Origin of the sequence: Clostridium sp. UBA7791, assembly GCF_002480755.1 — a bacterium.
Classification (GTDB): domain Bacteria; phylum Bacillota; class Clostridia; order Clostridiales; family Clostridiaceae; genus Clostridium_J; species Clostridium_J sulfidigenes.
Genome location: NZ_DLCT01000003.1, coordinates 297,609 through 319,299, shown reverse-complemented (window position 1 = coordinate 319,299; position 21,691 = coordinate 297,609). Strand labels below are relative to the sequence as shown.

The following is a 21,691-nucleotide window of genomic DNA, read 5'->3' as shown; positions in this document are numbered from 1 at the left end:
AATAAATTAACTGGTTATTTGCATTACTATTATTTATAATTTCATAGTATGAAATTTACATTTATCACCATGACAAATTAATCTTTTCATGCTAATGTATCTTTTAATGCCTTTGTCTAATTCCAATTTTCACGCCATTTGGATCATTTATAAATATATAATTTTCCATAGGTCCATTAATCACCTTTACATTTTGTTCTTCTAATTTTCTTACCGCTTCATTGAAATTATTTACATTAAATACAATAGAGATATTTGAACCATTAGCTTTTTTTAATTCTTTAAAGCTATTTGGATATTCTATTAATTCAATAGTTCCAGACTCTTCATCCTTTAAGAAAATAATGTGTATTCCTTCCGGAGTATCTATTCTTTGTACTTCTTTTAATTCTAAAATTTCTTTATAAAATCTTTCTGATTCTTCTAACTCTGCTACTGCTATTGTGACCATTTCTAAATTCATAAATACTACCTCACTTTATTAATTTTACATCTGCTACGATATATTTTTACTATCCCCTTTATTTATATACCTAATATAATAGCCTTTATATTATATTAAACTTTATTTACATGAAAATTATACTGTAATCTTTTACTTATTCAACATTAATCTCTAAATAGATAATCTCCTTCTTACATGGATAATATTCCATAACTCCATAGGCAGAATCATAATATATTTCATTATAATAAACCATAATTTGCCCCTTTTTATTTCCTTGGATAGTATTGATTACCTTAACAAGTATCATCCCTTTTTCTCAACATGTTTCCCATGCATTAAAAAAATGTAAATAAATGTTCCATTACCCTCTTTTTTCAAAATAGAGTTCAATGAATATCTCAAAGTCAAAACTCACATATTATTTATTTTACTTTTCTGATGAACATACAAAATCCACTTTTACATTTCAGAAACAGTATTTTTTAGTGCCTTAATTGCCTCTTCATACTCTAGGCTTCCACATAATACTTTCAAATCTTCTTCATCCATAAGTGATTGAAATAGTTTTTTTCTTATTATCTTCTGCCCTTCCACATTTACCTCTAGTTTAAGATTTTCAAAATAAGGGTTATTGCTATAATCATATTCTGTAGAAAGTAGCTCTTTTACATAATTGTTAAACCATTTTGCAGCAAGCTCCTTGTCCCCTATTTCAATATATAGCCTACAGTAATTATATGCTCCTGAACCCATCCCTATTTTAAATATACTCTCTACTTGATTTAGAGCATCTAAATAGAAAACTGCCTTTTCATAATTATGTTCACCTTTTGAGAGCCTTGCTAATATTGCTATCATTGCATTGCTTTGATTTAAATACTGTATAAGCATTCCTTTGCACATATTTTCCGCTTCTTTGTTCTTTCCTTGCTTCTGTAACAATGACGAATATAGTACCATGGGATCTATAAATGAATTTGATAATTCCTTAAGGGCCTTTTCACTTTCTTCATAGTTTTCTAAGGTCATCTGTATATTAGCAATAGAAAATAAAGCTACTGATATATACTTTGAAACCTTACTTTCAGTAACTTGATAAAGCAAAGTTAAGCAATACTCCATTCTTGATTTTATACATTCCTCTGAAACATTACCTGACATCATAGAATACATTTGAATCAATTGTGCAATTATCAATTTTAAATATACACTATTAGGGTATTCTTTCTCATATTCTTTACATCTTAATTCACCATCCATATAACTCTGATGTAAAAATACTTCAACTAATTCTTTTTTTATATTAATTACTTCTACTTCAGAAAGTTCTTGTTGAAAGGAAAGTAAAACATCTAAAGAGGTATCCAATGCTCTTGCCAATGGCGCTAATAAAGAAATATCTGGTGTTGAATTTCCAGTCTCCCATTTACTTACTGCTCCTGCTGAAATTCCAATCATACTTGCCAACTGCTCTTGAGTAACCTTTTTTTCTTTCCTTAAATGTAAAATAGTCTCTCCAATATTTAATCTATTCATATTCACTACCTCCGCCTTTGAGCCTTTTTAGTACTTTTATTATAAGCTTAATTACAACTGTCAACAATGGAGAGTAGTTCATACTTGAGTTGAAAAAACTTGAGTGATATTCAACTTTATGGTTATAAGTCATAGTTATTAGCCTACTCTATGTCTCATATCTCAAATATCATTATAATTTTTTTGTATAAACTCAATAAGCGGCTTAAGATTTTCTTTATTTGTCCAATCGAAGTTAGAGCCAATTGCTTGCATTAATGCAGCTTTCCAAGGTTCATATTTGTTAGAGTCTTTTTTTGCAACAGCTTTTTTAAGAATATTACAAAGTGTTTTGTCTTTCCAACATGTTCTATAAGTATATTTTATTTTCTATAACTTCGTGTCATAATAGGATTAATAAATAATTTATGGAGATGATTATATGAATACTGAAATAGAAAAACTAACACAAATTTTAAGAAATAGCAATAACATAGTATTCTTTGGTGGCGCAGGAGTATCTACCGAATCAAATATACCAGATTTCAGAAGTGCCAATGGGCTTTTTAATGCAAGACTTAACATGACCCTTTCTCCTGAACAGCTAGTTTCTCATACTTACTTTATAAGATTTCCTGAGGAATTTTTTAATTTTTATAAGGCAAAGCTTATATATCCTGAAGCTAAACCTAATGGAGCACATATAGCCCTTGCTAACCTTGAAGAAATGGGTAAACTTAAAGCAATCATTACTCAAAACATTGATGGACTTCATCAATCAGCTGGTTCTAAAAATGTATTTGAACTTCATGGCTCAATTCATAGAAACTATTGCATTAAGTGTAATGATAGCTATGATATGGATTTTATTTTAAATTCTAAGGGAATACCTACTTGTCCTAAATGTAGTGGAACTGTTAGACCTGATGTAGTTTTATATGAAGAAGGTTTAGATGAAAGTGTACTTAAAGGAGCTATCGATGCTATCTCAAAAGCAGACACATTAATTATAGGTGGAACTTCTCTAGTGGTTTATCCTGCAGCTAATCTTATAAACTATTTTAAAGGCAAAAATCTAGTGCTTATAAATAAAAGTAGTACTTCTGCTGATTCTAGAGCAGACTTAGTTATTCACGATTCTATTGGGAAAGTATTAAGTGAGTCAGTTAATTTTTTATAAAATAAAGGTAGTCATTGACTACCTTTTATTAACCAAAGTCTTATGTTGTTTTCTCATTAATATTTCTATATTAATTTTATGTCCACTTTAATAAAAAAGCAATTTATATTATACTATTATAATACCTAATACATATACAAAGGAGAATTTATTATGCCACAATTGCCTTTTAAGGATCTTAAAAACATAGATATTTCACAATTTGGTACCCAAATTGAAGATTTTAAATCTCTTTCTTTAAAATATCGTTGTGCCCTTCGTGAAATCGAAACAAAATTTGCAATACTTAATGATGAATATAAAAGTATTCACTCTTATAATCCTATTGAACATATGAAATCTAGACTTAAAGCTCCTGAGAGCATACTTGAAAAACTTCAAAGAAGAGGATTAGAACTCTCTATTGAGTCTGCAGAAACTTTAACTGATATTGCTGGAATTAGAGTTATTTGCTCTTTCCTTAGTGATGTTTATGAAATTGCAGCTTCAATTAAGGCACAAACTGATTTAACTATTATTAAGGAACGTGATTACATAAAAAATCCAAAAGATAATGGTTATCGTAGTCTTCATTTAGTTGTTAGTGTTCCTGTATTCTTCTCAAAGAAAGTTGAAAATGTTCCTGTAGAGATTCAATTTAGAACAATTTCAATGGATACGTGGGCAAGCCTAGAACATAAGCTTAGATATAAATATGAGGGCGAAATGCCTGATGATATTAGCACCATGCTGCTAAACTGTGCTGGTACTACAACACACCTTGATGAGGAAATGCTTATGGCACGTAACAGACTTATGAACAATCATGTTTAATGCTTAATTAAGTAACGTTTTTACAAATATATATTTATTTTTCATAAAATTTGAGCATGTTCTCTAATATAGAGACATGATCAAATTTTATTTAAATTAATTTCTCTTAGGAAAGTTTTGTATTTTAATCTCTATTAGGAACTACTTTTGTATCATATAAAAGGTCATCTACTTGATAATCATTAATATTCAAATTTATTTTTTCCTGCATAAGCTTTAGTATAAGTTCTTCCTTTTCATCTTCAAATATACCAGAGCTTTGAATATTTTCTATGAAACTATCTAAATCATAAATAATACAATCTCCTTCATAGGCTCCTAATTCAGTACATATATCTACTGAAGCTTGAAGGGGGTCTGTTCCATAATCAACATAGACTTTACTTCTATCATCTGATAATTCTTCTATTTTTCCTACATAATATCCTGCCACATATTTTCTTGCATCATCCTCTTCTCCAAATCCTAATACGTCTCCATTTGGTGTTACAACTATATAATTATGATAAGGTACACGTGTATCCATAACTAAATGCATTCTCCTTTTCAGTGGATTTTGACTATACTATATATTAAGTTTTCCAAAGGATAGAATTATTATACTGAGCAAAAATGAAATAATTATTACATCGTCTAAACCCTTGATAAATCTAATATATAAAATAGAATTCCATAGATGATAAAAGAAAAGCACATAAATACATGATATATAACATCAAATTTTATTATATTATTTCTAAATTTATTATCCATTAATTTTTTCTTTGATAATAATATTTTCATTCTAAAAAAAATTTCAAATATCCCTAATAAAACTGCTGGTACTGATAATAAGTTTAGCTTAGGAGCAAAAATATCACCAGATATAATATTTCTCATATCTCTAGTAAATCCACAAAGAGGACAAGGCTCTCCTAAAATTCTATAAGAAAGGCATCCATAGGTAATAGGAAATAATTTATTCACAGCTCTAGATATAAAGGGTAAAAATATCATAGCTATTACTAAAGTAATTAATATCACATTAAAAATATTATATTCTTTTATTATTCCTTCACTTTTCAACTTTTAACCTCCTTGTAACTAAAATAAGATGCCTATACAGACATCTTTTAATGATATAATTTTATACTGCTGCTCCTAATGAAGCTAATCCCACAATAAATATTAAAAATATAATAGCCATACATATTCCTATTATGGAACATATAAATCCACCTTTAGCCATTGCAAAAGCTTCACCTGATTCTTTCTTTTTCTTCATGTCTATAATTCCTAATACTACACCTACAACGCCTAGGATTAGAGATAACCACCATAGGCACCCCCATGAAATTACAGCAAATACAATACTACAAATTCCCATTACTAATGAAGCAACACCCATACAAAATCCTCCTTGTAAATTTTATCACTCCATTCATTTTATTAGTCCACATTGAATATTATTACAATTTTATTAACAAAATCATTTATCTAGAATTATTAGATAAAATTTAAACTATGTAAATAGATATATATAACTATAATCCTATATAAATATTTATATAGGAAACTATTCATATATAAAACTAGTTAAATAGTTAAATAGTTGTTGTCATAGTGCGGGTTTGCGAGATTCATGAATATTCAATATAGATACTAGCGTATTACAAAATAAAAAAGGTGCCCATGCACCTTTTTTATTATTCTTCTACAAATTCTATAATATCTTTACCAAGCTTACTAACTCTTGCTAGTGAATATACTTCATAACCTTTATCTTCAAGATTTTTACGACCTGGTTGGAAGGATTTTTCTATGACTATTCCAATTCCTGCAACCTTTGCTCCAGCTTCTTCTACCAATCTTATAGCACCTTGTGCTGCTTCTCCATAGGCTAAGAAATCATCTATTATAAGTATATTATCCTCTGGTGATATAAATTTCTTTGATAAAGTTAACTCATAATCTACAGCTTTAGTAAAAGAATGTACTGTAGTTTGATATACATCTCCACTTAAAATCTTAGATGTTTGTTTCTTTAGTGTTACCATTAGTAATTCCATTTGAAGTGCGGTCATAACTGTAGGAGCTATCCCTGAACTTTCAATGGTAAAGATTTTAGTTATTCCATGGTTTTCAAAATGTTCTTTAAAGGTCGTTCCTATTTCCTGCATTAATTTAGCATCTACTCCATGGTTTAAGAAAGAATCTACCTTTAATACAGATTCATTTAACGCATGTCCATCTTTTAATATGCGATTTTTTAAAGTTTCCATTATGCCACCTCACTTTTTTCTACTTTTATTTTCTCTACTTTATCTTCTTTTAATACTAAATTTAATATTAAAGCAGTTATAGTTCCTGTAGATATTCCTGATGAGAAAATCATCTTTAATCCTTCTGGTAATTGTGCTATAACATCTGGCCTAAAGGTAACTCCAAGACCTAAAGCTATAGATGTAGCTATTATAAGTAGATTTCTTTCAGTAAGTCTTACTCTACTTAAAGTCTTTATTCCTGCTGCTGCAACAGTTCCAAACATTACTATTCCAACTCCACCAAGAACTGGTTGTGGTATTCCACTTATTAGACCTGCTAGTTTAGGTAAGAAACCTAAAATCACCATAATTATTCCTGCCATAACTGCAACGTGTTTGCTTGCTACCTTTGTTAATGCTATTAATCCTACATTTTGGCTAAAGGTAGTATTGGGGAAAGAACCTACTACTCCACCTAACATACTTCCTATACCATCTGCCAATACACCAGCACCCACACGTTTTTCATCCATGTGTATCTGAGAAATTTCTCCAATAGCCTTAAGACATCCAACAGTTTCTATAGTAGTTACAAAATATGCTGGAATAAATGCAATTACAGCTTTTATATCAAAGGTTACTCCATATTCAAATATTTTAGGGAAGGAAATCCAACTAGCTTCTTTAATAGCTGTAAAACTCACTAAATCTAAGGGGATACAAATTATATATCCCGCAACCATCCCAATTAAAATAGATGCACTACTAACCATACCTTTTCCATATCTATTTAAAATCAAGGTAAAAATTAAAACAAACATGGCTATTGATAAATTCTTAATACTACCATAATCTGCAGCTCCAACTCCACCTGCAGCCCAATCAATAGATACTGGTAATAATGTAAGTCCAATCAAACATACCACTGTTCCCGTAACTATTGGCGGAAATAATTTCATAAGAGGTTTAATAAAGTAACTTAAAATAATTTCAAAGAATGCTCCTAAAATAGTAGCTCCAATTATTCCTGGAAGTCCAAGTACTGTTCCTACTGAAATAGCTGGTGAAACGAAGGTAAAGTCTGTACCCATGATACAAGCAACCCTTGAACCTATAACTCCGAAACCTCTAGCTTGAATTATAGTAGCAATACCAGAAGCTAAAATTGTTGCACTTATTAATGTTGTAGTTATTTTTGCATCAAATCCTAATGCACTTGCTATTACTAGAGGCACTACTACTATCCCTCCAAAAGCTGCAAATATATGCTGTAAACCAAATAATATCTTTTTAACTAAAGTTGGGTTATCATCAACACCATAAGTTAATTCAATATCATTAGTTAATAGTTCTTCATTATTCATAAGTTCATCTCCTTTTAGATGTTGTTTTAATTTTATCTAAGGGTTAGCTACTTCCTTAGATTTATTTAAATCAAAAAATAAAAGCACCTCAATAAAAATTGAGGTGCTGTGATTCATCACTATAATGATTATAGTTATAATAAAATACAACTCCCCGTAGTCTGCAAATTTATGGTTTGCAGGTAGAAACTTTCGGACCATATTACCGATTATATACGAGTCTTACCAATTGTATTGTCATTATAACACGAACATTTATATTTTACAACCAGCTATTGTTAGGATTTTTTGTAATAATAAATTTATTGTTACATTGATTGTTCTTTTATATTTTTCACTGATTTTCCTTTTCTTCCTTCAATTATATTTTGGAGATTTTCCCCTGCATTTTTAAATACTATTGATATTGTTAAAAATACAAGAAGAACAATTCCAAGGATTAAGAAATCTTTTCCGACTATTCCATAATTAATTGTATTGGCTGAAATAACTTCTCTTAATAATTCTACACTATAAGTAAATGGCATATATGGATTAATCACTTTAAAGAATTTAGGTACTATCTCTAGTGGGAATGTACCTGCACAAGCTGTTAGCTGAAGTATTAATAATACTATTCCTAAAAGTCTTCCTGCATCTCCAAATAGGGATATTAAACATTGAATTATTGCTATAAATACCAATGATAAGAATACTATGGATACAAAATACATAACTGTACTTGTTGGGGTTAATCCTAGCCCCATTACAACTGCACTTACAAGTAATGCTTGTAATAAACCTATAAATCCAAAGGATAAGTATTTACCTATAACTTTATCAAACTTGGATAAATTAGCATCATCATCAGTTTTAGCTGAGATAACGAAGAACATCATTATTGCACCTATCCATAAAGATAGTGATATAAAGTATGGTGCAAAACCTGTTCCATAGTTAGGTACTTTATTTATTGGTTCATTTTTCATATTTATTGGAGCTGATACAAAGTCACCCATTTCCTCAGAAGAATTTTTAAGTCCGGATTTCATCTCTCCTGCACCATCTTTTAAAGCAGTTGCAAGCTCATTTGATCCTTTATATAACTTATCTACCCCATCTTCTAATTGTGGTACTTTTCCTGTTAACTCTGACACTCCATCATTTAACTTGTTTTGTCCATCAACTAGAGCATTAGAACCATCTACTAGTTGATTTGAACCATTATATAAAGCTTGTATTCCACCACTTAAAGTTGGAATATTGCTTCTTAGCTGTCCAAGACCACCATAGATTTCACTAGATCCATTATATAAAGCTTGTATTCCACCACTTAAGGCTGGAATATTGTTTTTTAATTCTCCAAGACCTGAATTTAAAGCATCCATATTGTCTGATACTGATTTTAATCCATACCCAAAAGAATCTTTAGTATTTTCGTTAAGTCCAGCTTCTAAGGAATTTAAGCCTCCACTTATTTTGTTTACTGCTACACCAATGTCACTCACACTATCTGTTAAAGCTACTGTACCTGTTGCAAATCCATTAACCTTACCAGTGTACTCATTTACAGAACCATTAAACTCTCCTAAGTTATCCCCAAATTTCTTAGTTCCTGCTTGTAATTCTTGTATCTGCTTTGGTGTTTCACTAGTTGCTTCGTTTAAAGCTTGTATATTTACAAGTGTAGCTTGAATATTGGGATCTTTTGCTACTTCAGGATTTGAATTAACTGCTGTTATAATATCTTCAGATATATCCTTCATTTTTTCTGAAGATTTATTAACGCCACTTATAAGCTTATCAACTCCACCTTTAACTGATTCTTGATATCCCTTATTTATGGCTGTTGATGATGCTGCTACATCATCACTAGCAGTTTTTAATTTTTCTCCACCTTCTTTTAATTTTTTTACACTACTTTCTCCATCTTTTAATTTACCATTTAACTTATTAGCTCCATCTTTAAGTAAATTTACATTTGGATAAATTCTTGTATTAAATGCACTATAAAGGCTTTTACTTCCTCCTGTTAATGCACCTGAACCATCATATAGCTTATTTACTCCTGGACTTAAATTTGAAACCTTACTATTTGCTTCTGATAGTCCATTTTTCAATTCCTGTGAACCATTATATAGCTTTTCTACACCTGAACCTAAAGTTGGCACCTTGCCATTCACTTCTGATAAGCCATTATTTATTGACTTTATTCCCGAGTTAAGAGCACCTTGTCCATTTTTTAATTGTGCTGAACCATCTCCAAGCTGATTAGCACCTTCCGCTAGCATAGGTACCTTTTCATTTAGTTCACCAATTCCATTATAAAGTTTTTCACTTCCATCAGTTGCCTTTATAAATCCATCTTTTGCTTCATATAACTTATCAAAAGCAACAGTGACATAGTTGTTTGAAATTGTTCCTACAATTTCTTCTTTTAGTAATTTTTCAACCTGTGAATTGATTTGAGCTGCTAAAAAGTTTTTCTTTTCGTTACAAACAAATTGTAAATCTGCTACCTGAGGCTTACCTTCTTTTGCAGCCACAACACTTTTTGAAAAGTCTTTAGGAATTACAAATTTAGCATAATACCCTTGTTTTTCTAAACCTTCATTGGCTTTTTCATTGCTAGTAAAATCCCAGCCAACCTCTTCATTTCCCTTTAGGTTTTCTACAATGTCTTCACCGTAGTTTACCTCTTTTCCATCAAGTAAGGCACCACCATCCTCATTAACTACAGCTATGGTCATGTCTTGAATTCGCGCATAAGGATCCCAAAATGCATCTAAGTACAACAATGAGTATAGTAATGGTACTATAATAATTGCAATAACCGATACTCTTATGAATCTGTTCTTAAAAATGCTTTTTATATCCTTACCGGCAATTTTTAAAAAGTTCACACTATCACCTTCTTTAATTTTTTATACTTTACAGTCAATATTATATATATACTATTTTTGCACTGACTAGTCAATATTATTAAAGAATATTTTTACTGTTATCCTTTTCAAAAACATTAAAAAAGAGCTTTCTAACTTGCTATTCTCCTAGTTAGAAAACTCTTCTATTAAAATTGTATATTATTTTTTATTTATATTTCATATCTCATATCTCAAGATAACCTTATGTCATAGTTAATGTAATCCATAAATTTTTCTACTACTTCATCATGATTATAATTATCATTATTTATAATTTCATAGAGTGCAGATGAAAATAATACCCCTATAAAGCAGTAACTTAATATATCTGAATCTTCGCCAGAAATATTTCTACTCTTTGTAATTCCTTCTAAAAATTTAGAATTCATATTAATTAAGTTCATTACCTGCTCTCTTATTTCTTCATGACGTTCCTTTTGTCCCCATACCTGACTCATTATTACTCTAAATAAATCCTTATTAATATACACATATTTTAACTGAACCCTAGCAGATTCCTTCAATCTTTCTATAGGGTCACTTATTTCTTTTATGGATTCTTCAACTTCACTGTTTATTAAATCAATTCCTGTCTGTACGACAAAATAAAATAATTCCTCTTTACTTTTAAAGTGATAATATAAAGTTCCCTTTGCAACTCCAGCTTCGCTTGCTACTTCATCCATAGTGGCACTCTCGTAACCATTGCTTGAAAATACTTTTATCGCGGCCTCAAAAATAATTTTTCTAGTCTTATTCATAATATACGCTTCTATTCATCATGATATGAAGCAACACAACTCCTTATAATTTATATTTTATCTTTTAGTGATATAAACATTATTATATCATAATATTTATATACTACTAAATAATAAACTAAAATAAAATTTCTAATAATGATTTTAGGAGTCACATTAATTGTATATGTCCGAAAATTCTATATTACATTTTTCTACCTTTGAACTTATCATTTCACTTTTATGAGGCACATGGTCTTTTTCACCCTCCTCCATTTCTACAATCCTTATTGGAAGATAAAATGTAAATTTAGTACCTTCCCCAACCTTACTTGTCACATTAATGTTACCACCATGCATTTCGATTAAGGATTTAACCAGTGATAATCCAATTCCACTACCTTCATATCTTCTTTCTGAGATATCATCCACTTGAATAAATCTATTAAATACTAAATCTACCTTTTCATTTTCTATTCCTTCTCCATTATCCATAACTGATATAAAGACTTTTCCGTCTTCGATACCTAAATATACTTCAATTCTTCCATTTACCTTTGTATACTTAATTGCATTGGATAATAAATTAAGCATTATTCTCTCAATTTTGTCTGGATCACAAGCAATTATTTCTTCTTCAATTTCTGTATCAAATATTAACTCAATTCCTTTATTTTCCACATACTGAGCTACAGAAATAGTAATATCCTCTACCACATTAACAATATTATGATTTTCAAGTTGTAATTTATAATATCCTGCATCTATCTTAGTTATATCTATTAGATTATTAACAAGCCTTAATAATCTATAAGAATTTTGTTTAATAGAATTCATGTATCTTTTTAAAGCCACGCCTTTGTCAGCACTAATACGCTCTTTTTCTATATTACTATTTATAAGTTGCATAGTTGTAAGAATAATATTTAAAGGAGTTTTAAATTCATGAGATATATTTGAGAAAAACTCACCTTTAATTTTCTCTAATTTTATTGCCTCCTCATAATTTTTTCTTTGCTCTTCTAACTGATGCTGCTCTGTTACATCCTTACCTGTACATATAGATATTCCTCTACTTTTTAAATATCTACTATTCCATTGAATCCACTTTGAATCTCCACTTTTGCACATAAGTCTAATCTTAAAACTCATTATCTTTTCTTCTGTTTTTAATTTTTTTATAAATTCATTCTTTAATTCTAAATCCTCTGGGTGAATTATATCTGTCCACTTCATCTTTAAAAGTTCCTCTTTGCTCCATCCTAAAGTCTTTTCCCACCCTGAATTTAACTTTCTATGTTTATCATTATCACCAATTATAACCATTAAATCAATGGCTGTATCTAAAAATAATTGTAATTCACTTTCTGTTTCCATACGTTTTTTAAGTTCTAATTTAATCTCTTTAGATAAACTATGATTTTTTATTATTACCGCAATTTGATTACATAAGATTCTTATGAACTTTTCATTACTTGATTTTGCATCATCCATTTTACTATATAAAAAATTTACAGCTCCTATAATCTTATTGTTGTATTCTAGCTTATAAACTCCAACAAATTTTACACCCTTTTTTTCTAATATATCTTTATTAGGATAGTTTTTTCTATCACATAAGAGTTTTATTCCCTCTGCTCCTTCTTCTTTAAAAAATCCCTCCAACTCTTCATAAGTTATTGGAAGTTCTATATTATCAATATCTCTTTCATTATACTTTCCTAGATAACATTTACAATTAAGTTTATCTTCCTTATCGTCATAAGTCCATATATTTATATCATCCACACCCAATTTTTGGATAATATCTTCTTTAAAATTATCAAATCTTCCACTACTTTCATTATAACCATTGCTTACTACTTCATTTAAAGCATAAAATTGCTTATGGCTATCCAACAATTCTGATTCTATCTTCTTGTTAAAAGTTATATCCCTTGAAACACCAATTATATACTTTACGTCTCCATATTGGTCTAATATTGGAGCCTTATAAGTTTCAAGCCAAATATCACCTTCTGAGTTATGAATCACTCTTTCATATAGTATTGGTCTTTTGTCAACAATTACTTCATGATCTGTTTCACTTGAATAATCACATTGGTCTTCATCACAAAAGTTCCAGTCATAAGCTCCTATAACCCTCTCCTTATCAACATCCAAGTTTTTTACATATTGAGTATTTGCATATATATATTTGCCCTCAACATCCTTCATCCACATGCTATAGGGTAGATTGTCTACAAGTATTTCTAAATCTTTTTTACTATATATTCCTTTTTCTTTTAACGTAACAAAAAAAGCTGACTCTCCGTACCACATCCCTTTGTTAACATTTACATCACAGTGAATTTTGCCTAACCCTTGTAAAGAAAGCGTATACTCTATAACTCTATTAGTATACATTTCAAAATTACATATAAGTTCCCTTAGTATATCCCTATCTTGTTGTAAAGCTATGTCTCTATAAGATTTTTGTAAGTCTTTTTCATTTAATTCAAACCGTTCTATTAACTTAGAGTTTGCAAATAGAACTTTTTCTTTACTATCAACTATTAATATCATATCATCCAGACTATTAAAAACCTGTTCCATAAACTTCCATCTCCCTTATTATATCTTTCTTCACTGCACTGAAATTATTATAAAAGTTAATTTTTATAGCTTTTTCATATATGTATATTTATTTATATTATATCTCCATATTTCTCTACAAGTGTATATTCACACTACCAATTATACATTTTAAAGTAATATATTACAATATATAGTAACAAATTAATGACATGAATTATTATATATTGGATTATTTTGTAGTATTTTATCTTTTAAATTACTTATTTCCTTATAAATTAGAGAAAACAAGAGTAATTTATATCTATTTTACTCTAATCAGATTATATGGCACTTTTAAACAATACCATTTAAGTCAGTACTAGTGTATCATGTAATTAAGACACTATAACTGATAAAATGAGGTGATGAAATGGAGTTAGAATTAAACTCAAAGGAACCTATATATATTCAGATAAAAAATTACATGAAAATGAAAATTGTTTCTGGAGAACTTAAAAAGGGGGAGAGATTATTGTCTGTTAGGGATTATGCCAGTGAACTCAAAGTTAACCCAAACACTATATTAAGAGTTTATTCTGAGCTTGAAAATGAAGGATTAATAAATACTCAAAGGGGTATCGGAAAATTTTTAACAGAGGATGAAACTATAATAGATAATCTAAGAAAAGAATATTCTAAAGAATTACTAAGGGATTTTATCCACAAAAGTAAAACCTTAGGGTTTTCTAAAGAAGAAATTTTAGAACTAATTATGAATATGTATGAGGAGGAATAATCTTGAAGAATGACGCAACTACCATAGTAACTAAAGATGAACTTTTAAATAATGTTGATTTAAACACATTAAGTGATAATGTACTAGAAATAACTACTCTATCCAAAAATTTTGGAGCCAAGCATATTTTAAATGAGATAAGTTTTAACTTGAAAAAAGGAAAAGTTCTTGGAATCCTTGGACCAAACGGTCAAGGAAAAACAACCTTGTTAAATGTTATATCTGGACTCTTTAAACCCACTCTAGGAACTGTAACTATTAACGGCATGTCAGTTGGAAGGGAAACTAAACAGTTTGTTTCATACCTACAGGAAAAAGATTATCTATTTAAGTGGATGAAGGTAAATGATGCTCTTAAGTTTTATAAAGATTTCTTTTATGATTTTAATGAATCTAAAGCTTTAAGCTTATTAAAATTTATGAATATCCAAACAGATGCAAAACTTAAATCATTATCTAAAGGAATGTTAGAAAAGGTTGCTCTTAGCCTAACCTTAAGTAGAAATTGTAACTTATATATCCTTGATGAACCTATTTCTGGAGTTGATATTATAAGTAGAGATAAGATAATTAATGCAATTATAGATAATTTAGATAGTAATGCTTCAATGATAATTACAACTCATTATGTAGGAGAACTTGAGCAGATTTTTGATGAAGTAATATTTTTAGGTGATGGCTCAATAATTGAAAAAGGTGATGCAGAGGAGTTACGTATAAAGTATGGTACGTCTATAGACAAAATATATAGAAAGGTATTTGCAGAATAGGTGAATATTATGGAAAATAAAATAATTAAAAATAAATCAATTAAAATGAAAAACATTTTTAGTATAGCTAAATATTCTTTTAGAACCTTGAGAATTATGTATTTAATAGAAGCTATTATCCTAGTTTTAGCTCTTGGGTCAAGTTCATTTTTGTCTAAGTTCACTCAAGGATTAGATCTAATACCAGCTGTTTCAATTCTTATCGCTACGAATTTTATAGCTCATATCATAATATTTTCTATGCAATTATCAAAGGAATATGGGCGACTTTTATTTTTAGCTCCTATATCTGGTATAGATTTTATTCTAGGTAATCTTTTAGAATTAATTTTTATAAATCTTTTTATTACTACAATTGTAGCTTTAGGTGCTATGGTTAACTCTGGCAATTTTCCATCCATAGTTCTTAATATTTCATTATCTATGTCCTTAGGTACTATTATAAGTTATTTAATTATAACTGCATTAATCGCAATACTAGGTTCCTATATTAGAAGTACTGCTTTATGTGTATTAGCCGTAATAGGTGCTAGTATTGTTGGAAATATTATTTACTCCTTTATAGCTAATTTAATATTATACTTTTTACCTTATATGTATATGACCATAGGTAAATATGGAGCTATTGAATTAGATATATTTGCAATAATTATAGATATATTAGCCCTAATTATACTTCAAATAGTTGCTGCCAATAGAATAGACAAAAAACTAGATATAATTTAATTAATTTATTAAAATAGAGGTGTTTTTTATGAAGAAGAAACTTTTTATTATAATTCCTACTCTAATCCTTACGACTACTCTTCTTGTGGGTTGTAATGTAGAGTTTGGTGTGAAATCTCGACCTAAGAATAGTAATTCAGTGAATTTTAATAATGATAAATTATTTGGAAATCTAGGTACAGACTTTCTAGATAATTTAGATGATATTAGTAATAACTTTGATAACTTTGATGATAATGGAAATTTGACCACCTATGATGAAGACATATCCAAAACCATTCCTATGAAAAATATAGAAGATATAGATATTGAAATCCATGCTTCTAATGTAAATATTAACTCTGTTGACAGTTCAGATTTTACTATAACTTGCAGGGGATCTAGTTCCTTTGTAGATAAAACCACAATTGATGTTATAGGAAATACCCTCAACATTAAAGAACATGGTTTAAATTCTTCTATAAACTTAGGATTTTTTAATAAATCTACATCTAGAGAAATTACTATTAATATTCCTAAAGATTTTAATAAGGATTTAGAATTACATGGTGGTGCTGGTAACATTTCTATTAATGGAATAAATATTAATAAATTAAAGGTTGAAGGTGGTGCTGGAAATCTTACCTTGAAAGATATAGTTTTTCAAGATCTAAAGCTTGAACAAGGAGTTGGAAATACAACCATAGATCTTTCTAGCAAATGTGGTGATATAGATATTGATGGTGGTGTAGGTAATCTTTCCATTATCTTTGCTGAAGTTGGAGGAGACTTAACTTATGATGGTGGTGTAGGTAAAACTGTTATATCTATTCCAAATAACTCTCCTGTAAAGCTAGATACTTCTACTGGTATAGGTAGCATAGATATAAATGCCAAAACTTCTGGTGAAGATATATACACCTTTGATCTAAATGTAGGAGTAGGTAATCTGATTGTAAACTAACTAATTTATCATAAAATAACTTAGTGTGAAAAAATATTGAGCAAGTACTTATATTATTAAGGCTAAAGCGCTTCGTAATATTAAAGTACATGCTCAATATTTTATATAAGATTATTTATATATTTTTATAAAAGTCCTTTGTATTATATTGTAGACAGCATTTATTCTAAGTATATAGATTTATAAAATAATTCTACATACCTATAACAGTAAGGCCTACTGCAATTATCACTCCTGAGTATAATAAATCTATTATACAGTATCCCATAATATCCTTTGCTCCTAGACCTGCTATTCCAAGTGCTGGCAAAGCCCAGAATGGTTGAATCATATTTGTCCACGCATCTCCCCAAGCAATTGACATTGCTGTTTTAGCTGTGCTTACTCCAAGTTCTGCTCCAGCTGGCATCATGATAGGCGCTTGTACAGCCCATTGTCCACCACCAGATGGTACAAAGAAATTAACTAATCCTGCACTTAAAAATGAGAACATTGGGAATGTAACTTTATTTGAAATAGTTACAAACACATTTGACATTAACACAGCTAAAGATATCCCCTCTGCATTTGCTCCTGTCATCATTCCCATTATACCTGCATAAAATGGAAACTGAAGTAATATAGGACCAGCTCCTTTAGCGCCATCCATTAGAGCATTTATAAATCGCTTAGGAGTTCCATGTAGCAAAATACCTAAAAATAAAAATATAAAGTTTACTATGTTAAGGTTTAAATTAAATCCTGAAGTAATAAAATAATATATTATATAGGTAAATCCCATTATTGAAATTAACCAAGTAACTATCTTACTATTTTCTAACTTATCAGCTGGAGTCATATTTTCTTTTGGCATCTCTACAAGCACTTCTTCATCCTCTAATAATCCTTTATCTATAACTACAACACTGCCCTTATCTGGGTGCATAGCTCTATTTATAAGTGGTAGAGTTACTACTAAAACACCTACTATAACTAGATTAAATATTGAAAATATAGTCTCACTAGTTGGTACTCCCGCAGCACTTACTGCTCCTGCTGTAGCTTTAACTAAAGATTCTCCACCAGTAGCAAGAGTTAATGGAATTGATGCTGATAGTCCAGCATGCCATAATAAGAAACCTGAATAAGCTGAAGCTATTAGAAGTCTATAGTCAACACCATCTACTTCCTTTGCAAGTTCTTTTGCAAATATTGCTCCTATAACTAATCCAAATCCCCAGTTTAATATACATGCTATAGAAGATACAAAAGTAACTAATAAGATTGCTTGGGTTGGTGTTTTGGGGATTCTAGCTAGTTTCTTTGTAATTTTTTTAAATGCTGGTGCACTAGCTAAGGTATGACCAAAAACAAGAACCAATGCCATTTGCATTGCAAATGCTAATAAACTCCAAAATCCATTTGTCCAATGAATAATCATAGATAATGGAGATTGTCCTGTGAATAAAACACCTGAAATAAAGATTATGAAAGTTAAAATGATACAAAATAAAAATGGATCTGGTAGGTAATTTTGAACTAATTTAACACAACCATTTGTAAATTTTTTAAACATTTTCTTTCCCCCTTAATAAATATATGGATTTCTTTATATCAGCAAATAGTTATATTTTTTATGTAGCTATTTGTTGCTATCAATTATATTGCTTTCATTTGAATAGTTAAATTTTTAACTATATTGGTTGTACCATATTTTTATACATGAAGATTATTCTACTTCAACACATGTATACTCAATTCATGTTTAGTATACCATATTTTCAATATTTTTTAAATATACATATTACTTTTTTTAGATTTTATTACTTAATAATACATATATAATACTTTTTTCATACATTTTAATCTATGGTTCTTTATTTTATTAGTACATGGAGTGAGTACATTCTATTACTATATTTTTCAATAGAATCACTTAAATTTATTAGTAAATCGAAAAATTAAATATCCATTAAATTCATTAAATATTATTTTGTAATTTGAGTAAACTATATAGAAAATAGAATTAAATTTTACTTTTATTTTTTATAATGAGTTCTAATATATTACACTAAAGTTCATTTGAAATAATTTTATGGGAGGAGATTTTTATGAATAAAATAGGTGATGAAGTTAAAGAAGGTATGAATAAAGTTACTAGTGAAGTTAAGGATATGTATACTGAAGTTAAAATTCAGTATGGTGAAAAAAAGGAAGATATTAAAGAATTTATTTCAAATAAGAAATTTGTTCACGACCTTAAAAATCAAATGAAAGATGAAGTTAGAGAAGAAGGTCAATTAGCTAAAAACCTGTATAATAAAGCTATGGTTGGAGGAAAAACAATAGCTAAAGAATTAAAAAATGATGTGAAAAATCAAATGAAAAACTAATAAACATGAAAATTAATTTAGGTCTATATTGATATAACTACTTTATATATCAATATAGACCTAAAAAATTCCTACTAATTATTTTTTTACTTCTTGAAGAATTTCTTCTATTTCACTAATACATCCTCCACAAACAGTTCCTGCTCCTGTAGCTTCCATTATATCATCTACTGTCTTAGCACCATCTTCAATGGCTTTCTTTATAGTATTATAGTCTACATCTTGACAAGTACATATAATTCTATTTTCTGACATTTATTCTTCCTCCTTAATATAGACATATATGATTAACATAATTAATCATATATAATGTAATTATTCTATAATAGTATTACTATAAATTACATTTCAATACACTATATTTTTAGATTTTAGATTTACAGCTAATGAAATTGTTTGTAACATTAAAATATATTATTTATTTGATTCAATTAAACTCTCAATAACACATTTACATTTTCCACATGCTGTTCCTGCCCCTGTAGTTACACCTACTTTTTCTACAGTAGTATCTCCATTTTGTATTGCTTTTACCACCTCTTCAGTAGAAACATTTCTACATGTGCATACATCGCCTAATATTTTTTCAATTCTTTCAATACATCCTCCACAAACATCTCCTGCTCCTGTAGCAGCTTGAATATCTTCTACTGATCTAGCCCCTTGAGCCATAGCCTCTCTTACTTGAGCATAAGTAACCCCATTACATAAACATACGATTTGTTCTAGTGACATTTCATATTCCTCCTTAAATCTCTTATTTATATATTTCCATTATAACCTAATAGTTTTTATTAATCAATATTTATTATTATATATTTACTATTCGTGTTCCATGGTTGATATACCCACACTTCTATTCTTTGTTATTTTAAATAATATATTCAGTATAGAATATATTTGCGTCTGCCGGAAATTTAAAGAGTTTTTCCTTTCTATTCATTGACAACCTTTCTCAACTATGATAAAGTATGGATTGTTGAAATATAATAGTATATGAATGATATTGGTTTCAAAGGAAGATGGATGAAATTTCCACACAGTACCGCTACTGTAATTAGGGAGTATTAATTATTTATACCACTGAACTTTTGTTTGGGAAGGTTAATTAATATAATGATCTATAAGTCAGGATACTTACCAATATTAAAAATATCGATACTCTTCGAGTAAAGAGTGATATTCGCCATGACAACTATGCTTTTGTCTATGGTTTTATCAAGAGTATCCTTATATTCATACAAATTATAATATTTAACTGATTATAATTATAATGTTAAAGGAGAATTACAATGAAACATTTTAAAAAAATTACTTCACTTCTATTGAGCGTATTACTTATCCTTAGTCTAGTAGGTTGTAGTAATAGCAAATCTGATAAAAACACTTCTACTGAGAAATCTAATCCACCTCAAAATGAAATTAAAGATTCTCATTATCCAGTAACAATTGAAACTTATAACTTCAAAAAAGAACCTATAAAACTAACTTTTGATAAAGCGCCAGAAAAAGTTTTTGCTGTATATCAAAACTCTATAGAAACCCTTCTTGCTTTAGGTCTTGAAGATAAAATAGTGGCTGCTGCTGGTCTCGACCATCCTGTAAAGGAAGAATATAAAGCTGCTTTTGAAAAAATTAATTATTTAAAGGAATTTACTCCTTCAAAAGAAACTGTGGTTATGTCTGAACCAGACTTCATTGTTGGTTGGTATTCACTTTTTAAGGATAAAAATCTTGGTGATGTATCTTATTGGAATGATAATGGCACTAATACATATATATCTTTAAATAGTGGTATCGCTATAGAAAAAACTATTGATAATGAAATTACTGACATTTTAAACTTAGGAAAAATTTTCAATGTTGAAGATAAAGCACAAGCTCTAGTGAATAAAATTACTGAGTCCGTTGAAAATACTGCTAATTCAGTTAAAAATAAAGATAAACAAAATACTTTAGTTGTAGAATTCTTTGATGATAAAATCAGTACTTATGGAGCTAATACTTTAGCTGGTGATATGATAACAAAACTTGGAGCTAATTTATTAAATCCCGAAGGAAACAGTATTGGCAAAGAAGATTTAATAACTCTTAACCCTGATTGTATATTTGTAGTTTATATGGATAGAGGCGATGAAAACATTCCTCAACAAGAAGTAGATAAAATTTTAAAAGATGAATCTCTTCAAACACTTTCAGCTATTAAAAATAAAAAAGTATATCCTATATCTTTAGGAGAAATGTATTCTAGTGGCATCAGAACTATAGATGGAATAAATACTTTCTCTGAAGGTTTATATGGAACTTTAGGTAAGTAGTAAT

General features: G+C 29.0%; 21 protein-coding genes and 2 riboswitches. Of the genes, 8 read left to right on the top strand and 13 right to left on the bottom strand.

Translation table 11 applies throughout. The features are described from left to right. Positions 1–103: 103 nt before the first annotated feature. The gene (locus B3Z56_RS03060) at positions 104–463 is read right to left on the bottom strand and encodes a VOC family protein (RefSeq protein ID WP_346847557.1); all 360 of its coding nucleotides are present in this window, start codon (positions 461–463) and stop codon (positions 104–106) included. Positions 464–907: 444 nt separating this feature from the next. Continuing rightward, positions 908–1,984 carry a helix-turn-helix transcriptional regulator gene (locus B3Z56_RS03055; protein ID WP_346876590.1) on the bottom strand — a complete coding sequence of 359 codons (1,077 nt, stop codon included), beginning with the start codon at positions 1,982–1,984 and terminating at the stop codon, positions 908–910. 421 nt (positions 1,985–2,405) lie between these two features. On the opposite strand from B3Z56_RS03055, the gene B3Z56_RS03050 reads away from it, so the two are divergent. Both B3Z56_RS03050 and B3Z56_RS03045 read left to right on the top strand, forming a co-directional pair. After that, positions 2,406–3,143, top strand: coding sequence for an NAD-dependent protein deacylase (locus tag B3Z56_RS03050; RefSeq protein WP_346878217.1), 738 nt, complete (start codon positions 2,406–2,408; stop codon positions 3,141–3,143). A 153-nt stretch (positions 3,144–3,296) separates the two neighbouring features. Then, entirely contained in the window at positions 3,297–3,956 is a 660-nt protein-coding gene (locus B3Z56_RS03045; protein ID WP_035133854.1) for a GTP pyrophosphokinase, read from the top strand. Between the two features lie 124 nt (positions 3,957–4,080). Here B3Z56_RS03045 and B3Z56_RS03040 read toward each other — a convergent pair whose 3' ends face one another. From B3Z56_RS03040 to B3Z56_RS03005, 8 genes are all read right to left on the bottom strand, one after another. After that, the gene (locus B3Z56_RS03040) at positions 4,081–4,482 is read right to left on the bottom strand and encodes a hypothetical protein (protein WP_346878216.1); all 402 of its coding nucleotides are present in this window, start codon (positions 4,480–4,482) and stop codon (positions 4,081–4,083) included. Positions 4,483–4,589: 107 nt separating this feature from the next. Next, on the bottom strand, positions 4,590–5,021 hold the full coding sequence (locus tag B3Z56_RS03035) for a DUF2752 domain-containing protein (RefSeq protein ID WP_346876594.1): 432 nt from the start codon (positions 5,019–5,021) through the stop codon (positions 4,590–4,592). 61 nt (positions 5,022–5,082) lie between these two features. Continuing rightward, entirely contained in the window at positions 5,083–5,343 is a 261-nt protein-coding gene (locus B3Z56_RS03030) for a hypothetical protein (RefSeq protein WP_346876595.1), read from the bottom strand. A 298-nt stretch (positions 5,344–5,641) separates the two neighbouring features. Further along, positions 5,642–6,217 (bottom strand): xanthine phosphoribosyltransferase, encoded by a 576-nt coding sequence (locus B3Z56_RS03025; RefSeq protein ID WP_346878215.1) that lies wholly within the window; start codon positions 6,215–6,217, stop codon positions 5,642–5,644. Continuing rightward, positions 6,217–7,563 carry a nucleobase:cation symporter-2 family protein gene (locus tag B3Z56_RS03020; protein WP_346878214.1) on the bottom strand — a complete coding sequence of 449 codons (1,347 nt, stop codon included), beginning with the start codon at positions 7,561–7,563 and terminating at the stop codon, positions 6,217–6,219. Before B3Z56_RS03020 ends, B3Z56_RS03025 begins: the two co-directional genes overlap by 1 nt. Positions 7,564–7,700: 137 nt before the next feature. Then, positions 7,701–7,802: riboswitch (purine riboswitch) on the bottom strand. Between the two features lie 69 nt (positions 7,803–7,871). Beyond that, positions 7,872–10,445, bottom strand: coding sequence for a YhgE/Pip domain-containing protein (locus B3Z56_RS03015; protein ID WP_346878213.1), 2,574 nt, complete (start codon positions 10,443–10,445; stop codon positions 7,872–7,874). 212 nt (positions 10,446–10,657) lie between these two features. Further along, complete coding sequence (locus B3Z56_RS03010; protein ID WP_346847566.1) at positions 10,658–11,227, bottom strand: TetR/AcrR family transcriptional regulator; 570 nt, start codon at positions 11,225–11,227, stop codon at positions 10,658–10,660. A 156-nt stretch (positions 11,228–11,383) separates the two neighbouring features. After that, the gene (locus tag B3Z56_RS03005) at positions 11,384–13,801 is read right to left on the bottom strand and encodes a PAS domain S-box protein (protein WP_346876599.1); all 2,418 of its coding nucleotides are present in this window, start codon (positions 13,799–13,801) and stop codon (positions 11,384–11,386) included. Positions 13,802–14,192: 391 nt separating this feature from the next. Here B3Z56_RS03005 and B3Z56_RS03000 point away from each other — a divergent pair, with 391 nt between their 5' ends. The 4 genes from B3Z56_RS03000 to B3Z56_RS02985 are packed head-to-tail and all read left to right on the top strand — an operon-like array spanning position 14,193 to position 16,997. Then, positions 14,193–14,558 carry a GntR family transcriptional regulator gene (locus B3Z56_RS03000; protein WP_150841796.1) on the top strand — a complete coding sequence of 122 codons (366 nt, stop codon included), beginning with the start codon at positions 14,193–14,195 and terminating at the stop codon, positions 14,556–14,558. Positions 14,559–14,560: 2 nt separating this feature from the next. Beyond that, positions 14,561–15,328: an ABC transporter ATP-binding protein gene (locus B3Z56_RS02995; RefSeq protein ID WP_346878212.1), complete on the top strand. Its 768-nt coding sequence runs from the start codon at positions 14,561–14,563 to the stop codon at positions 15,326–15,328. Between the two features lie 9 nt (positions 15,329–15,337). Next, positions 15,338–16,054, top strand: a complete 717-nt coding sequence (locus tag B3Z56_RS02990; protein ID WP_346876600.1) for a hypothetical protein — start codon at positions 15,338–15,340, stop codon at positions 16,052–16,054. 28 nt (positions 16,055–16,082) lie between these two features. Continuing rightward, the gene (locus B3Z56_RS02985; RefSeq protein ID WP_346878211.1) at positions 16,083–16,997 is read left to right on the top strand and encodes a DUF4097 family beta strand repeat-containing protein; all 915 of its coding nucleotides are present in this window, start codon (positions 16,083–16,085) and stop codon (positions 16,995–16,997) included. 193 nt (positions 16,998–17,190) lie between these two features. On the opposite strand, the gene B3Z56_RS02980 is transcribed toward B3Z56_RS02985, so the two are convergent. Then, positions 17,191–18,552 (bottom strand): short-chain fatty acid transporter, encoded by a 1,362-nt coding sequence (locus B3Z56_RS02980; RefSeq protein ID WP_346876602.1) that lies wholly within the window; start codon positions 18,550–18,552, stop codon positions 17,191–17,193. A gap of 535 nt (positions 18,553–19,087) precedes the next feature. Here B3Z56_RS02980 and B3Z56_RS02975 point away from each other — a divergent pair. Beyond that, a complete protein-coding gene (locus B3Z56_RS02975; protein WP_346847571.1) occupies positions 19,088–19,369 on the top strand; it encodes a hypothetical protein in 282 nt (93 codons plus the stop codon). A gap of 78 nt (positions 19,370–19,447) precedes the next feature. On the opposite strand, the gene B3Z56_RS02970 is transcribed toward B3Z56_RS02975, so the two are convergent. Together B3Z56_RS02970 and B3Z56_RS02965 are read right to left on the bottom strand one after the other, a co-directional pair. Further along, a complete protein-coding gene (locus B3Z56_RS02970) occupies positions 19,448–19,624 on the bottom strand; it encodes a (2Fe-2S)-binding protein (protein ID WP_035132038.1) in 177 nt (58 codons plus the stop codon). 159 nt (positions 19,625–19,783) lie between these two features. Further along, positions 19,784–20,104: a (2Fe-2S)-binding protein gene (locus B3Z56_RS02965; RefSeq protein ID WP_346847572.1), complete on the bottom strand. Its 321-nt coding sequence runs from the start codon at positions 20,102–20,104 to the stop codon at positions 19,784–19,786. A gap of 255 nt (positions 20,105–20,359) precedes the next feature. Beyond that, a riboswitch (cobalamin riboswitch) is annotated at positions 20,360–20,528 on the top strand. Positions 20,529–20,661: 133 nt separating this feature from the next. Between B3Z56_RS02965 and B3Z56_RS02960 the strand changes: the two genes are divergently transcribed. After that, positions 20,662–21,687: an ABC transporter substrate-binding protein gene (locus tag B3Z56_RS02960; protein WP_346847573.1), complete on the top strand. Its 1,026-nt coding sequence runs from the start codon at positions 20,662–20,664 to the stop codon at positions 21,685–21,687. Positions 21,688–21,691 lie beyond the last annotated feature (4 nt).